The sequence below is a fragment of the Alteromonas sp. 009811495 genome (assembly GCF_028865455.1).
Lineage (GTDB): Bacteria > Pseudomonadota > Gammaproteobacteria > Enterobacterales > Alteromonadaceae > Alteromonas.
The window spans coordinates 4,008,521-4,024,945 of record NZ_CP113972.1; the positions used below are offsets into that span (position 1 = coordinate 4,008,521).

Sequence of the window (16,425 nt, forward strand, 5' to 3'; positions counted from 1 at the left end):
TTTGCACGCCCGCAGTGTAATACAAAGCGTGCATTTAAAAAAGTACAGCACGCTTTGTTTAATGTTCTAGCGAGTCACCACGTTCTTGGCGCCTTTAATTAGGGCTTCTTTATCAATCTTATTAGGCACTTCCACACCGCGTCGCGCTGCTGGTCTCGCTTCAATGCTATTTTTCCAGCGAATAAGATTGTCCAGTCCCTCTATGCTAACGCCAGACCACTCATAAGTGCGTACCCAGCACCAGTTCGCCATGTCTGCAATAGAGTAGTCGTCAACCAAGTACTCATGTTCAGCTAAACGACCGTCTAAAACAGTGAAAAGTCGTCGCACTTCGTTTTGGTATCTGTCGATAGCAACTGGGATCTTTTCTTCTAGATAGCGATAAAACACGTTCGCTTGTCCCATCATGGGACCAATCCCCCCTATTTGGAACATAAGCCACTGAGTAACCTGACTCTTACCTTTTGCTGATTGGGGTAAAAACATACCCGTTTTTTCAGCGAGATAGAGCATTATGGCCCCGGATTCAAACACAACATGCCCCTGCTCATCACGGTCGACAATCACCGGAATACGTCCGTTGGGGTTCATGGCGAGAAACTCAGGTGTTTTTTGTTCGCCTTTCATTAAATTAACGCTATGGGCAGTATACTGAAGCCCCATTTCTTCAAGGGCGACAGAGGCTTTCCATCCATTGGGGGTTGCTGCGGTATATAAATCAATCATCAGGCTTTTGCACTCGCTCTGCTACTCACTGTCTCATACCAGCGAGCCAAGTTGGTTTGCTCTTCTTTCATTCGAATATCGACAACGCGGGCGAAGTCTAAGGCACACAATGCGGTAATATCTGCAATACTAAACGCATCACCGGCTATAAAGGGTTTTACACCAAGCCTACGCTCCAAGATATTTAAGTACTTCGATGCATTAATACCCGCTTCTTTTCCATACTCAGGTACCGGCACCATGCGGTCTTTAAAATAGCCCGTTGTATGTTGAAAGCACATGCCAACCTGAAGCATAAATGCAAACTCAACTTGTCGTTGCCACATAGAAATCGTTGCTTTTTCTACCGGCGTAGTGCCCATTAATGGCGGCTCAGGTTGCAGTGCTTCAAAATATGTACAAATAGCGTCGGTTTCTGCGATGCAGGTTCCATCGTCGAGTTCTAAAATTGGAATTTTCCCAAGTGGGTTTTTCGCACGCATTTCAGCAGTTAGATTCTCACCTTTTTGAATATCGACTTGAACATAGTCGACGTCTATTCCTTTTTCTGCGAGGAACATGCGTACTCGGCGAGGATTGGGTGCTGTTTTCGTTTCATATATTTTCATACTGTCAAACTCTCCATAGGCAACTCGGTAGGGCGAGGTGTGTATTGCTAATGTAGTCAGTGGAGAGTAGGCATTCAAATCACTCTGCTTAACAGTATGACTATTCAGCGCTTTTATGGTTATACCTGTGTATGCGTTGAAGCTTAATCGGCCGAAGCTGCCGTTTGCAGAGAAGTTATCACTCTTAGCCGTTTTAGTTCGTTGGCACTAAAGTGAGCATTTTCATAGTCGACAATTTGTTGTTTCACGACATCACTCTTCAGGTCTTTATTCCCTATTGATTGTCGGTAGCTCTCATACGCTTTAACGCGCTCATCCCATGAGCTTTGTGCTTGCCAAGTTTTCCTGAATCGCTCGGCCACCTCGTGACCAAACTCGGCAGCCACGGCGTTGTAACGCGCATTTAGCGTTGTGTGTGTGCGCTTTATTTGCTGAATCTTGTGCATGTCTACTGTTGGCTTAAATGCGTGTTTTTCAGCGTCGCTCGCATTTTCAATTTGCGCAAAGATCAAGGCTTGGCGCTGTGATTTGTCGAGCATTTTCTCTTGCGCTATCTGTAGCCTATCTAACGCGGCTTGATCAATTTGGGCGTCTTGACTAAACAAGTAGTAATATTCAATGTCGGAAAAATACTCACGCCTTAATAGTTCTCTCTCATCGAGTTTGTACGCAACATCGCGTAGATTTGAGAGCGACATATCTACCTCGATGTCTTCGTCAGACAACGCCACTTTGTATCTTACATAACGCTCAAAGAGATCTGTCGCCACACTCTCGGTATCATCGCTAAACATTTCTCTCGCATACACATTGAAATGCGCTATCACCAACTCAGGTGCGGTTTCCTGCCTATCAAAAATAAATTTATCGAAATCGTCCTTAACGGTGAAGCTCAAATAAAAGGCATTCTGGTTCTGAGTTACGCTACCTATATTACTTTCTACTGACGAGGTTTGCGGTAGTGCAACTTGCGAAGAAGGTAGCATTGGTGTGTCGGCAACTAAATGTTGTTCTACTGAAGCAGCAGACTGCTGTTTATTAAGTGCCAACGTGCCGATAAGGAGGGCTGCAAGCCCTCCTAGGAAAATAAGAATAACCTTCATTACAAACCTAAGTTTTTCAGCCTATTGGCTTGATTAACGAATACATCAACTGGGTTTGTTTCAAACCAATGGGTGATACCAAAACTTTGGTTAACTTCATCCAAATGGTTCATCTTGTAATTGTCTTTCAGCACTTTGCCTAAGTGAGAGCTACAAGTAGACACAAGGCCATCGTTAGCTTCATTAAATGCGGTGCCCGTAATAGCAAGAAACGGGTCAGCAATATCCAGTGCATTGGTGAACGTTCTCGCCCCGCTCCAAGAAAAATAATAAACACCATTTTCTGCAAGCATCTTCCCATCGTTGCGACAGTATGCAGAGGGCATACCTTCTGGATACTTGCGATTAAAAGCAATACTGCCTGTGGTTGAAAGCGAGTCCATTGCTGCAATAGAGTCAGTAGGTTTGTCACGCGGGTCAGAACCTGAAGCAATCTCTATAATATTCGCAAAAGCATCAACCACTACACTTGCAGCGCCTTCTTGAAAAGAATCTTCAGCTATCGCATTGCGAAGTTGGTCTGCGACTTTACTGCCCCAATTAACACCCGCTACTGAGGAGACTGATGCCACTTTGTCTGGAGCAACACTAGCGGCGTAACGCGCTGTTGGACCGCCGTGACTGTGCCCAATAAGATTAACTTTTTGCGCTCCTGATAATGCGAGTACTTCATCGATATAAGCTAAAAGCTGTTCACCACGTACTTCCGAGGAATTGGCAGGAGAGACTTGAGCAACATATACCTCGGCACCATTGCGGCTAAGTTTATGCGGTACTTTGTAGAAGTAATCAACAAAGAGCACGTCATCAAAGCCAAATAGGCCGTGCACTAATACTATTGGGTACTTGGTTTTGGCGTACGTACTGGCGTAAGCTTGGCTAACAAGCGCCGCAGCAACAATAGCCACGGTTACAACGAGTTTTTTAACTAGTTTCATTGTGTGTCCCATAATTATATTGTCTATTGACATGAGGTCTGTGGTCAGACCTTTGTTATAATTATGTAAACACAATGTAAAGATCAACATTTGATGCGACACAAATTAGACGCGCGGTGTCGTATTGCTCAAATTTTTCGCACCCTATTTTTTCAAAGTCATTGTAAATCAGTTTGTTAACTGTATCCGCTGAGTATGCTCTACCATACTATTTTTGTTGTGCATAGACTGCATAAACACAACTAATGTAAACGTATTACTTTCTGTGACGATAGGTTTGAATGTAATTGACGGCGAGGCTCGACGTTGTAGCCCATTCACCTTTAAAAGGATTCAACTTCATGCCTATTTGGTGATGAAGCTCAAAAGCATCGCCTATCCAGCTATACAACTCTGCAGGTTTAACAAACTTGCGCCAAGCATGGGTGCCTATAGGTAGATAGCGCATAACGTACTCGGCACCTACTATGGCGATGATATAACTTTTAACAGTTCTATTTAAGGTAGCTAATATGAGTAACCCACCGGGTTTAACCATACTCGCACATTCCCTGATAAGTTGTTGCTGATCCGGAACGTGCTCTACCACCTCTGCATTAATCACTACATCGTACTGAGACTGTTCTTTGACCACATCGCTTGACAGCATATGTTTATAGGTCACCTTTACGCCTTCTTTAGCCGCATGCCGTTTAGCTACTTCTACACTTACTGCACTTGCATCAATTCCGGTGACCTTGGCGCCGAGTTTCGCTAGCGGTTCACTGATGAGTCCACCACCACTGCCAATATCAATAATTGACAGTGCGCTGTAGTCTGAAACAACGCTGTTTATTCCAAAATGACGCTCAATCTGTGTTTTTATGACTTCTAACCGCGCTTGATTAAATGCCAGTGCAGTTTTGTACTGCCCTTTTGGATCCCACCAGCTTTCAGCAAGTGCGTCAAATCGTGCGACTTCCTCACGAGAAAAATTCTCGCTCCCCGTTTTTTGACTCTTATCCAGCATATCAATTATTCCTTGGCACGTTATACAATCGCTACCATGTGGCTCACATGAAGTACTATGTTATTCTAAAGCTAGTAATACGTTGTGAAAGGAGTATTTGATTTGGCAAACGCAAAAAATGTCTACGGTCGACCATTGCAACTGTGCTGTGGAAATACAGGCTTCACACGAGAAGGGTTCTGCTACGTACCCGATGCTGATGTAGGCAACCACAGTGTATGCGCTGTTGTTACTGATGAATTTTTGCAGTTTTCATTACGCCAAGGCAACGATCTTATAACGCCATGGCCAAGTATGGAGTTTCCAGGGCTGCTGGCCGGTGATCGTTGGTGCTTATGTGCTTCAAGATGGCTACAAGCTTACCAAGCGGGCGTTGCGCCAAAAGTGCGTCTTGAAGCGACGCATGAAAAGGCATTGGATATTATTCCGTTAGCCCTATTGGAAGAGTACGCTGCGCAGTAGGTGATCCATTGAGCACCTACTGCAAGAGAGTTATTGCGGGGTTCGAATTACCATTAGGCGAGTTTCAGTCATGTCTTCTATCGCGTAACGGATGCCCTCTCGGCCCAAGCCCGAGTCTTTGACACCGCCATAGGGCATATTATCTACGCGCCAACTAGGAACATCGCCAATCACTACACCGCCAACATCTAACACGTTCCACGCTTTGTGCGCTTTGTATAAATCTCGCGTAAATACGCCTGCTTGTAGACCATAGCGGCTATTATTCACTTCATCTAATGCCGCATCAAAATCATCAAACGGTACTAAAATCGCGAGTGGACCAAATGCCTCTTCTGCGCTTGCATCACAGTCTTTTGGTACATTCTCCATAACCGTTGCCTCAAGCATCGCACCATCGCGAGTTCCTCCACACAGGATAGTGGCACCTTTATCTTTAGCCTCTTCTATCCAGCCGTGTAAGCGTTTTGCTTCACCTTCTGAAATCATTGGCCCAATGAAGGTGTCTTCGTCGGATGGGTCACCCGATACCAACGCTTTGACTTGCTCTACGAATTGTTGTTTAAACTCATCGTAAATACTGCTGTGAACAAGTAAACGTTGAACGCTAATGCAGCTTTGACCAGACTGGTAAAATGCACCAATGATTACCCGTTCTATGGCGTCTTTAATATCGGCATCTTCATCGACAATACATGCTGCGTTACCACCTAATTCAAGTACAACTGGCTTCTTCCCCGCTTTTGCCTTTAGTGCCCAACCCACATCTGGCGACCCAGTGAAACTCAGCAGTTTGAGGCGCTCATCCGTTGTGAATAAGTCCGCCCCGTCGCGGCTACATGGCAGAATTGAGAATGCACCTTTAGGTAAATCTGTTTCAGCAAGTACTTCACCGATAATCAGCGCGCCGATAGGTGTGCGAGAGGCAGGTTTTAAAACAAAGGTACAGCCGGCCGCAATTGCAGGAGCAACTTTATGTGCAGCCAAATTTAAAGGAAAGTTAAATGGAGAAATGAACGAGCAGGGTCCAATAGGTACTTTCTTGGTCATCCCTTGATACCCCTTGGCGCGGGCTGAAATCTCCAAATTAACCACCTCACCATTTATGCGCACAGATTCTTCGGCCGCAATTTTAAACGTATCAATAAGACGGCTCACTTCTCCTTTAGCATCCTTGATAGGCTTACCCGCTTCGATACACAAGGCTTGTGCTAGCTCATCAGCTCGTTCTGTAAAACGCTTTACACAGTGCTCAAGTACTGCTTGGCGTTCGTAGGGTGCCATCGCCGTCATTGCAGGTTGTGCTTGCTCTGCTGCCGCAATGGCTTTATCTATTGTGTCGGCGTTAGCCATTGCTACTTTCGTCGCCACTTCACCGGTAAATTTGTTAGTAACGTCTAAGTCGGTGTTCGCGAAATGGGCTTCGCTCGCAAGGTAATACGGGTAACTGTCCTTCAACATGTTTAGGCTCCTTTTCTCTGCCTTTGCCTTTGCATTTGCGTTTTACAGCTTAGCGCTGAGCGCTTTAATGGTGTGGTTTAGAGTTTCATCATTCATGCTGTAGTCAACAGGGCAATCAATAATATGAACACCCGGTGTATTCAAACACTTTTCCACCATTGGAATCAGTACATCAGTATCATCAACACGCCAACCTTGAGCACCATAACTCTGCGCATATTTAACGAAATTGGGGTTTCCATAATCCAAACCAAATTCATCAAACTGCATATTCGCTTGTTTCCACTTTATCATTCCGTACGCATCATCGCGCAAGATGATCACAACAAGGTCGAGCTTAAGCCGCACCGCAGTTTCGATTTCTTGACTGTTCATCATGAATCCACCATCACCGCATACACTTACCACAGGGACATCAGGTTTGACTAATTTCGCCGCAATCGCAGAGGGCAACCCTGCCCCCATAGTTGCGAGCGCGTTATCGAGTAACAGAGTATTAGGGTGATATGCGGGATAATTTCGAGCAAACCAAATTTTATACACACCATTATCAAGCGTCACAATACCGTTGTCGGGCATGACCTTGCGTATATCTCGCACAAAGCGCTCAGGTAAAATAGGAAAGCGACTGTCATCTTCGGCCTCGGCTCTGTGATTGACATAAGCTTCGTGAACATCTTGATAGAAGTCGAGTTTCCAGCCCTCTTGAGGTGTAATACCTTCTTTAATTTGCCATATGCTATTGGCAATATCACCGACGACTTCTAATTGCGGGAAGTAAACTGGGTCAACTGCAGCAGGCTCAAAATTCACATGAATTACCTGTTTGTCGTTGTGATGCATAAAGAAAGGCGGCTTCTCGACAACATCGTGGCCTACGTTAATAATAAGGTCTGCGCGCTCGATAGCGCGGTGAACGAAGTCACCATCCGATAGTGCGGTATTGCCAGCAAAGCGCTTGTCGCTCTCGTTTAACACGCCTTTACCCATCTGAGTGGTGACAAATGGAATACAGGTTTTATCAACGAACTCCCTCAGCATTTTTGCCGTCAGCTTTCTATTTGCACCTGCACCAATAAGTAGCAGTGGCGACTGAGCTTCTTCAATCATAGATATTGCTTGCGCAATAGCTTTATATTCTGCAATTGGCCTGCGGGAAACGCTCGGTTCAAGTAAATGCGCAGACGTCTGCTCTGCTGCTATATCTTCGGGTAATTCAATATGTACTGCACCAGGTCGCTCCTCGTGAGCTAAGCGAAATGCTTCTCTCACCGTAGAAGGAATGCGATCGCCACTGACTACTTGCGTCGTAAACTTCGTAATCGGCCTCATCATATCGACGATATCTATGACTTGAAAGCGGCCTTGTTTGCTGGTCTTTATGGGCTTTTGCCCCGTTATCATCAGCATAGGCATTGCACCTAATTGTGCATAAGCTGCCGGAGTAACTAAGTTTGTTGCGCCTGGGCCTAGCGTTGATAAGCATACCCCCACCTTACCGGTAAGCCTACCGTAAGTGGCGGCCATAAACCCTGCGCCCTGCTCATGGCGTGTAAGTACTAATTTTATGGAAGATGAACGGAGTGATTCTAGAAGGTCGAGGTTTTCTTCGCCTGGAATACCAAATACATATTCAACACCTTCTGCTTCTAGGGCTTTTACAAATAGGTCTGACGCTTTCATTTACTGCACGCTCCTTGTAGAGAGGTAGTTCGATAGAAGTGAACACGCTTTTGTTACGCCTACAGTATAGAAAACGATTGATAATTTTATGACATTTCTTCAGAGGTTATCTGTTCTCAGACTCCCATTGTGCTAATTTTTCCTGCGTAGCAGCGTCGACATTCGCCTTGTTTTCGCTAATCCACCAGCGTTCCATAATCCGCACGTTTTTCTGATTAGCCTTGTAGAAGATATCAGCAATATCGCCAATAAAAGGTATGAAGCCCAAGCCAAAATCGATAGCTGAGTTCTTAATCATTTGCGCAATGAGCGCCTTAGGCATTCCCATGGACTTGCCAAGCCATACAATTCTCAGTGACACAAACAACATAAGCGCATCACCTGCCCCGGGAATAAGGCCTACGAGAGAGTCTAACCCCACCCGAATGGGTATAATCGGTAGCTTTACTGCCGTATCAAGTAAGTTAGCCATTTTTTGTGCCTTTAGCAGGGCTTTGGGCGCTTTAACGTCCATGTCATTCTTCCTTCATAATGTTCAATGGCTACTTGCTGGCTCCCAGTGCTCTTGCAAGACCTGCGCGTAATCCATTGTCAGATTCAACTGTCCAACCGTTAAGGTTTTCTTGGATAATTTCAAACAGTGCATCAATGTGTTCTTTGTCGCTGTTGAGCGCCTCAATGTATTCGTAGCGCTCCCCGCCTGCTTCCATAAAGTACTCGCGATTCTCTTCACCAATTTCTTCAATGGTTTCAAGGCAATCGGCAGAAAAACCAGGGCACATGACCTGAATGGATTTGACCCCTTTCTCAGGCAGCCCTTTGAGGGTTTCATCGGTATAGGGTTTTAACCACTCTTCCCGTCCAAAGCGCGATTGGAATGTTGTCATGTACTCGTCGTGACTTAGACCTAACTTTTCCGCTAGCAAGCGGGATGTTTTATGGCACTCACAATGATACGGGTCGCCGTTCATCAAGTAGCGTTTTGGTATGCCGTGGTAAGACAAAATAAGCTTATCAGCCCGTCCATGTGCTTCCCAATGTGTTTTCACTTTATTTGCCAGCGCGCTGATAAAGCTTTCTCTGTCATTATAGTGATTAACAAAGCGAAGCTCTGGTAGCCAGCGACGTGACGTAAAGTCTTTGGCGATGGCATCGAACGTTGAGCCTGTCGTTGAAGCGCTGTATTGGGGGTAAAGAGGTAACACGACTAACTTACGCACGCCTTGAGATAGCATATTGTCGAGAACATCGGAAATGGCAGGTTTGCCATAGCGCATAGCAAAGTCAACAACCACATCATCACCATAAGTGGCTTTACAGCGCTCAGCGATTGCACTGGCTTGCGCTTTGGTAATTGCCATCAATGGCGACCCCTCGTCAGTCCAGACGGTCGAATAAGCATGAGCAGAACGCTTGGGACGTATATTGAGAATGATCATATTTAGCACAAACCACCAAATGGCTCTTGGTACTTCAACAACCCGAGGATCAGAAAGAAACTCTTTTAAATACGGGCGCAATGCCTGTTTAGTTGGCGCCTCTGGTGTACCCAAATTAGTAACCAACACACCTATCTTGTCTGCCTGACCGTGGGAGAACCCTTTGTTAGATTTATATTTCATTGAAAACTGATTCCGAGAAGTACTACGCTGTGAATTAGCTTTATTACTTTATCTGCTATAAGTAACGCTTTAATAAGTAATAGTATACTGAAATACCACGACTTATGATCTTTTACACGGCGAAAATAAAGCGATTGCTACGTACAAATGAAGCGATTAGCCACTGGGTGCTTTCACAAAAAACAAAAAAAGGCGGAGGTTACTCAACCACCGCCTTTCGCGTGTCACTATAAGTGTTATTTAACTAAGGCTGGTAATAGGTTGCCGCGCCTGGGCCAACTGGCATGCCTAGTAGGAATACCCAGATATAGAACAACAATGTCCATCCGACGATAAAGACCATCGAGTACGGCAGCATCATTGCGATTAGGGTGCCCATTCCTAAGTCTTTTTTGTAACGGGCGGCCATGGCAAGGATAAGACCGAAGTAACTCATCATAGGAGCAATTACGTTCGTTACTGAGTCGCCAATACGATACGCAGCTTGTATTACCTCAGGTGCATACCCAATCAGCATAAGCATAGGCACGAAAATTGGTGCGGTTACGGCCCACTGTGCCGATGCACTACCTAAAGATAAATTGACAACGCCGCACATCAAGATAAACAAGATAAACACAGCTGGACCATCTAGACCGGCAGCTTGTAGTAACGCAGCGCCTTTTACCGCAAGCACGGTACCTAGGTTAGTCCATTTGAAAAACGCCACGAACTGCGCCGCAAAAAATACCAAGGTGATATAAAGACCCATTGCGCCCATGCTTTTCGACATGGCATTAATGATGTCTTTATCGTTCTTCATTGAACCGGTGACTTTACCGTAAACAAAACCGGGAATAGCAAACGTGATGAAAATGAACGCAACAATCCCCTTCAAGAAAGGAGAGCCGGCAACTTCACCCGTTTCTGGATGACGTAAAATACCATTTTCTGGCACCACAGTGAGTGCTAGTACCGCACACACTAATGCAAAAGAAATACCTGCCCAGCGCAACCCTTTTTTCTCGACATTAGTGGGTGCATCCATTGACTGATTACCCAAATCGACCGATGCTTCTGATGCGTCGAATTTACCGAGGCGCGGTTCCACCACTTTCTCCGTAACCAGCGCTCCCATGGTCGCAATTACGAATGTGCTGATAAACATAAAATACCAATTCACCTCAGGACCCACTACATAATCGGGGTCTATCATGTGTGCTGCTGCTTCAGTAATACCCGACAGCAATGGGTCTACAGTTCCGAGTAGTAAGTTTGCGCTGTAACCTGCTGATACGCCTGCAAAGGCAGCTGCGAGACCCGCTAACGGGTGTCGACCCAGCGAATGAAAGATCATTGCAGCCAGTGGTATGAGTACTACATAACCGAGTTCTGATGCGGTATTAGAGACAATACCTGCAAATACGATGGCAAAAGTCACAGCACGCTGAGAGGCATTCATTACTAATGCCCGCATAGCGGCAGATAACAGGCCAGAATGCTCAGCGACTGACACACCCAATAAGGCAACCAATACGGTCCCTAAAGGTGCGAACCCAGTGAAGTTAGTCACAAGACCAGTCACTATCCGTTGCAAGCCCTCAGCACTCATCAAAGAAATAACTTCAATCATGCCATTGGCTTCTCTGCCTTTTGCCCCTACAGGACGAGGATCTGCAACCGCGATATCGAAGTAACCTAAAATACCGCTTAGCACTACAATGAACACGGCTAATAGCGCAAACAATGTCACTGGGTGAGGTAGTAAGTTCCCTAAAAATTCAACCGTAGCGAGAAATCGCGAGAATAAACCACCCTTTCCGCCGTTACTGTCGGCAGAAACTGTATTTGTGTTTTCCGTTGTCAAAATTTTCCCTCTGTCGTTTTTTTAGCACCTACATCATCGACTCACAAGCTGGGAAGGCTGTGTCTTCGTACAAACAGTGGTGCATCTTTTATCGTAAATTCGATGGTATTTTACCCGATTTCATTCAATTTTGGCAGTCAAAGGGTGAAATGAAACAGTATCTCTTGTTACTCCTCCTTATCCTAACCCTCTCTTTTTTTCATAAAAACAGCAGCTTAACAAGAAATGACAGATACAAAAAAGCCAGTCATAAAGACTGGCTTTTTGAAATTTACGTGCACAAATGCAATTAATTGCCTTTTGACTGATTCATATACTTAAAGAATTCACTGTCAGGTGCAATAACCATCACGTCTTGCTTACTATTAAAGCTCTTCTTGTAGGCATCCATACTGCGAAGGAAGCTATAAAAATCAGCGTTTTTAGAATATGCATCTGCGTATATCTGTGCTGCAAGCGCATCACCTTCACCGCGAAGTTGTCGAGCATTACGCTCTGCATCAGCAAGCATAACCGTTACTTTTGCATCGATATTTGCGCGAATAACCTCTGCTTGCTCTTGGCCTTCTGAACGGTGTTCACGTGCCACACCGGCGCGCTCTGCGCGCATACGCTGGAATATTGAATTACTCACCTCTGTTGGTAAGTTAATTTGCTTAACACGAACGTCTACAATTTCAATACCCAGTTCATCAGACGAGGTCGCCGCTTGCTCCATCGCTTGGTTCATCAATGCAGAACGCTCACCTGATACGATTTGTGCAATGGTGCGTGTACCGAATTCCGAACGCAAACCATTGTTTACTTTCTGCTTTAACAAGGCTTCAGCCTGAAGTTTGTTGCCGCCGGTAGACAAGTAGTAACGCGCAAAATCATCTATACGCCATTTTACGTAAGAATCGACAATAAGGTCTTTTTTCTCGCTGGTAACAAAGCGATCTGGAGTTCCATCCAACGTCTGAATACGTGCATCTAACACACGTACCGAATCAATAAACGGCAATTTAAAGTGAAGACCAGGTGTGAACACTTTCGTGTCGCCCGTTTCGTTATCACGCTGCACTTTACCAAATTGAATAACAATGGCACGCTCACCTTCTTTCACTGCAAACAAAGAGCCTGAAGCAAGTAAAACAAGAAGAACTGCTGCTGCAATAAGTAAATTCTTCATAGCTAATTATCTCCCCTCTCTGAAGCTATCACCGCGTAGACCCGATGATGGTGACGAATTGCGGCTTCGACCAGAAACGTCAGTCACTGGATCTTGAAGCCCTTCTAGGGTATTGCGAGAGCGGGTAGTCGTATTTGATTGTTGACGTTCCATTATCTTATCTAATGGAAGATACATCATATTGTTGCCGCCTTTGCTATCCACCAAAATTTTGCTGGTGCTGCCTAATACTTCTTCCATCGTCTCAAGGTAAATACGGTCGCGAGTTACTTGCGGCGCTCTCTCATACTGTGGCAGAAGTTCATCAAAGCGGGCTACTTCACCTTGCGCTTCAAGTGTTACGCGCTCTTTATACGCTTGTGCTTCTTCGTTCATGCGATTGACCTGACCACGTGCACGCGGCTCAATCTCTCTGGCATACGCTTCAGCTTCGCGGATAAATCGCTGCTCATCTTCTTGGGCAGCAATGGCATCATCAAACGCGTCCTTCACCTGCTCAGGTGGGCGTGCGTCACGGAAGTTCATGTCGATAATAGAAACCCCCATGTCATATGGTTCAATGATGGCTTGAAGCTCTTCCCAAACACGTTGACGGGTCACCTCACGTCCATCAGTAAGTACGTCATCCATTTTTGAATGACCCACTACATAACGTATCGCACTATCTAATGATTGACTAAGGCTCTGCTCTGGGCTTTCTACAGCAAACGTCCAGCGGTATGGATCAACAACACGGTACTGCATTTCCATTTGCACACTAACGACGTTTTCATCTTCGGTAAGCATTGAACCCGATGAAGACTGATCGCGAATAGACTGCACATCCACAGGAATCACAGTATCTACAAACGTAGGAGCCCAACGAAGACCTGGTTCAACTTGTTGGTGGTATTCGCCAAATCGCAACACTACGCCACGCTCGGCTTCGCGAATGGTGTAAAAACCGCTAACACCCCAAATGACAATAAGCAAGACTACAAGAATACCAGCCCCGATACCGCTTAGGCTTTTACCTGAGCCATTACCGTTACCGCCAGATTTACCAAACTTGCCGAACAAGTTTTTAAATACATCGTCTAAATCAGGGGGACCTTGCTCTTTCCCACCGCGATTTTTCCACGGGTCATTATTATTGCCACCCGGCTCATTCCAAGCCATGCTGATACTCCATAGATTACTGTTATATTTTTTGAATTACGCAACCATTACCTAGGTCTAGCCTAGACTAATGTCGCACAACATACTCTGATATTCCGTTTTCCAGACGTTTTTCAAGTCTGTTCCAGTCGGCTGTAGGCATTCTGACATCAACTACCCAGTCGCCCTGACTGTCGTATTCTTCACTTGCTATACAGTTTAGCTCGTATAACACACCACGTATTCGACTTTGGGCTGGCGGAATCTTCAACGTGTAATTAACCATGCTTTTACCGAGACATTCGGTCAACGCTTGGCTCAACAACTCAGTGCCTTCTCCTGTTTGCGCAGATAGCCACACACGAACAGGCACGCCCTCGTCATTTCTTTCTATACGTGGATTAACATCGTCCAGTTTATCAATCTTATTACAGATTAGTAATTGTTGTATCTCTGAAGCGTCAATTTCTTCAAGAACATCGTTCACTTCATCCATTGTCTCGCGATATTTCGCATCTGCAATGTCGACAACATGTAGCAAAAGGTCGGCCTCTTGCGTTTCTTGAAGCGTTGCCTTAAACGCAGCCACAAGATCATGAGGAAGATGTCGAATAAAACCTACCGTGTCAGCCAATATGGCTGGCCCAACGTCTTTTAATTCGATTTTGCGTAATGTAGGGTCAAGAGTTGCAAACAACTGATCAGCTGCATAAACGTGAGAATCGGTAATGGTGTTAAACAACGTTGATTTACCCGCGTTCGTATAGCCAACTAAGGATACCGTAGGAATTTCAGCACGCTTACGCGAACGACGACCTTGTTCGCGCTGCTTCTGTACCTTCTCCAAACGACGAAGAATGGCTTTGATACGCCCTCGAAGTAATCGACGGTCTGTTTCTAGCTGCGTTTCACCAGGACCACGAAGACCAATACCCCCTTTTTGACGCTCAAGGTGGGTCCATCCTCTGATGAGACGCGTTGAGATATGCCTCAACTGAGCCAGTTCGACTTGAAGCTTACCCTCATGCGTTCTCGCTCGCTGAGCGAAAATGTCTAAGATAAGCCCCGTGCGATCTAACACTCGGCATTTACACACGGCTTCTAGATTACGCTCCTGCGAAGGAGAGAGCGCGTGGTTAAAAATAACAACATTGGCATCGTGTGCCTTTACAGCAGCTGCTATTTCCTCTGCCTTACCTGAACCAACAAAGAACTTGGCATGCGGTGCACTGCGTGACGTAGTAATCACTTCAACCGCATCAACCCCAGCAGAAGACACAAGAAGTTCAAGCTCACTTAAGTCTTCTTTACTGTTCTCGTCGGAAAAATTTACATGAACAAGTACAGCCTGTTCACCGGCTTCATAACGGTCAAACAAGCGCGTTACCTTTTAATTTATTCACCTTTAGTATTTTCAGAATCTCCTGCACTTGGCATGGTAATAGCGCGCGCTGGTACCACTGTAGAAATTGCATGCTTGTACACCATTTGGCTTACCGTGTTCTTCAGCAAAATGACGAATTGGTCGAAAGACTCAACTTGTCCCTGAAGTTTAATACCGTTTACCAGATAAATTGATACTGGAATACGTTCCTTACGCAAAGCGTTTAAGAATGGGTCTTGTAAAGATTGCCCTTTAGCCATTTGATATCCTTAGTTTTTATTATTCGCGGCGGTCCTTACACCACCACTGCACGTCTAATGTATACCACACTCCAACATTTAAAGTGTGACTTTCGCTGTAATTTTAGTCAAATTATCGTTAGCAAATGTGTCTAGCCAAGTAACGTTCTCCCAGCCCCTTAACCACGTGAGCTGACGTTTCGCGAGTTGGCGGGTTGCAATAATGCCGCGTTCACGCATCTCTGCATACGACAACTCTCCGTCTAAGTACTGCCACATTTGTCTATAACCCACAGAACGTATAGAAGGTAAATCTTGGTGAAGATCACTCCGTTCGTAGAGTTCTTGTACTTCTTGCTCAAAGCCTTGCTTCAACATAATGTCGAAGCGCTCGGCAATACGCTTATGCAATACGGCTCTGTCTTGCGGTGCAATTGCAAATTGAGCGATATTATACGGGCATCTTTCACCTTGCTGCTGTTGCCAGTCGGTCAAGGTCTTACCCGTAGAGCGGAACACCTCAAGCGCTCGGGTAATACGCTGTGGATCATTAGGGTGAATTCTCTCACCACTAACAGGGTCAACACGACATAATTCGTCATGTAATTTGTCCCATCCCTCGCGTAATGCCTGTTCGTTGATTGCTTCTCGCAATGCCTCATCCGACTTAGGTAGTGGCGAAATTCCATTTATCAAGGCATTAAAGTACATCATTGTGCCACCCGCCAAGATTGGTTGCCTTCCTCTTTCGAAGATTTCACCAATTAACTTATTGGTATCGTTGACAAATTGCGACACAGAGTAACTCTCTGCAGGATCGATTATATCGATCAAATGATGTACAACTCCAGCTTGTTCCTCGACTGTCGGCTTCGCAGTACCGATATCCATACCTTTATAAACAAGGGCCGAATCGACACTAATAATCTCACTGTCTACCTGCTTAGCAATATCTAGTGCCAGACCTGTTTTACCCGATGCGGTAGGGCCCATAATTGCTATCACAGGCGATGCAGAATTTATGCCACTAGACATA

16 protein-coding genes are annotated in these 16,425 nt (G+C 45.4%); 1 reads left to right on the forward strand and 15 read right to left on the reverse strand.

Going from position 1 to position 16,425, the window contains the following annotated elements; translation table 11 throughout:
- Positions 1–66 precede the first annotated feature (66 nt).
- From OZ660_RS17985 to ubiG, 5 genes are all read right to left on the reverse strand, one after another.
- A complete protein-coding gene (locus tag OZ660_RS17985) occupies positions 67–726 on the reverse strand; it encodes a glutathione S-transferase family protein (protein ID WP_274741891.1) in 660 nt (219 codons plus the stop codon).
- Positions 726–1,334, reverse strand: a complete 609-nt coding sequence (locus tag OZ660_RS17990; RefSeq protein WP_202262727.1) for a glutathione S-transferase family protein — start codon at positions 1,332–1,334, stop codon at positions 726–728. Before OZ660_RS17990 ends, OZ660_RS17985 begins: the two co-directional genes overlap by 1 nt.
- Positions 1,335–1,477: 143 nt before the next feature.
- Positions 1,478–2,437: a lipase secretion chaperone gene (locus OZ660_RS17995; RefSeq protein WP_274741892.1), complete on the reverse strand. Its 960-nt coding sequence runs from the start codon at positions 2,435–2,437 to the stop codon at positions 1,478–1,480.
- Positions 2,437–3,375: a lipase family alpha/beta hydrolase gene (locus tag OZ660_RS18000; RefSeq protein WP_274741893.1), complete on the reverse strand. Its 939-nt coding sequence runs from the start codon at positions 3,373–3,375 to the stop codon at positions 2,437–2,439. Before OZ660_RS18000 ends, OZ660_RS17995 begins: the two co-directional genes overlap by 1 nt.
- A 256-nt stretch (positions 3,376–3,631) precedes the next feature.
- On the reverse strand, positions 3,632–4,384 hold the full coding sequence (gene ubiG / locus OZ660_RS18005; protein WP_274741894.1) for a bifunctional 2-polyprenyl-6-hydroxyphenol methylase/3-demethylubiquinol 3-O-methyltransferase UbiG: 753 nt from the start codon (positions 4,382–4,384) through the stop codon (positions 3,632–3,634).
- Between the two features lie 102 nt (positions 4,385–4,486).
- Here ubiG and OZ660_RS18010 point away from each other — a divergent pair, with 102 nt between their 5' ends.
- Positions 4,487–4,846: a DUF2237 family protein gene (locus OZ660_RS18010; protein ID WP_202262731.1), complete on the forward strand. Its 360-nt coding sequence runs from the start codon at positions 4,487–4,489 to the stop codon at positions 4,844–4,846.
- A 30-nt stretch (positions 4,847–4,876) separates the two neighbouring features.
- Here OZ660_RS18010 and OZ660_RS18015 read toward each other — a convergent pair whose 3' ends face one another.
- From OZ660_RS18015 to miaA, 10 genes are all read right to left on the reverse strand, one after another.
- Positions 4,877–6,307 carry an aldehyde dehydrogenase family protein gene (locus tag OZ660_RS18015; RefSeq protein WP_202262732.1) on the reverse strand — a complete coding sequence of 477 codons (1,431 nt, stop codon included), beginning with the start codon at positions 6,305–6,307 and terminating at the stop codon, positions 4,877–4,879.
- 42 nt (positions 6,308–6,349) lie between these two features.
- On the reverse strand, positions 6,350–7,990 hold the full coding sequence (locus OZ660_RS18020; protein ID WP_274741895.1) for an acetolactate synthase large subunit: 1,641 nt from the start codon (positions 7,988–7,990) through the stop codon (positions 6,350–6,352).
- A gap of 106 nt (positions 7,991–8,096) precedes the next feature.
- Positions 8,097–8,504 (reverse strand): DUF4112 domain-containing protein, encoded by a 408-nt coding sequence (locus OZ660_RS18025; RefSeq protein WP_226431980.1) that lies wholly within the window; start codon positions 8,502–8,504, stop codon positions 8,097–8,099.
- Between the two features lie 28 nt (positions 8,505–8,532).
- A complete protein-coding gene (gene hemH / locus OZ660_RS18030; RefSeq protein WP_274741896.1) occupies positions 8,533–9,612 on the reverse strand; it encodes a ferrochelatase in 1,080 nt (359 codons plus the stop codon).
- A 244-nt stretch (positions 9,613–9,856) separates the two neighbouring features.
- Positions 9,857–11,458: an AbgT family transporter gene (locus OZ660_RS18035; RefSeq protein WP_274741897.1), complete on the reverse strand. Its 1,602-nt coding sequence runs from the start codon at positions 11,456–11,458 to the stop codon at positions 9,857–9,859.
- Positions 11,459–11,747: 289 nt separating this feature from the next.
- Positions 11,748–12,629, reverse strand: a complete 882-nt coding sequence (gene hflC, locus OZ660_RS18040) for a protease modulator HflC (protein WP_202262737.1) — start codon at positions 12,627–12,629, stop codon at positions 11,748–11,750.
- A 6-nt stretch (positions 12,630–12,635) separates the two neighbouring features.
- Entirely contained in the window at positions 12,636–13,787 is a 1,152-nt protein-coding gene (hflK, locus tag OZ660_RS18045) for an FtsH protease activity modulator HflK (RefSeq protein WP_202262738.1), read from the reverse strand.
- Positions 13,788–13,854: 67 nt separating this feature from the next.
- Complete coding sequence (gene hflX / locus OZ660_RS18050; protein ID WP_226431979.1) at positions 13,855–15,144, reverse strand: ribosome rescue GTPase HflX; 1,290 nt, start codon at positions 15,142–15,144, stop codon at positions 13,855–13,857.
- Positions 15,145–15,161: 17 nt separating this feature from the next.
- Positions 15,162–15,410, reverse strand: a complete 249-nt coding sequence (gene hfq / locus OZ660_RS18055) for an RNA chaperone Hfq (RefSeq protein ID WP_014951092.1) — start codon at positions 15,408–15,410, stop codon at positions 15,162–15,164.
- 78 nt (positions 15,411–15,488) lie between these two features.
- On the reverse strand, positions 15,489–16,424 hold the full coding sequence (gene miaA, locus OZ660_RS18060; protein WP_274741898.1) for a tRNA (adenosine(37)-N6)-dimethylallyltransferase MiaA: 936 nt from the start codon (positions 16,422–16,424) through the stop codon (positions 15,489–15,491).
- Position 16,425: the final 1 nt, after the last annotated feature.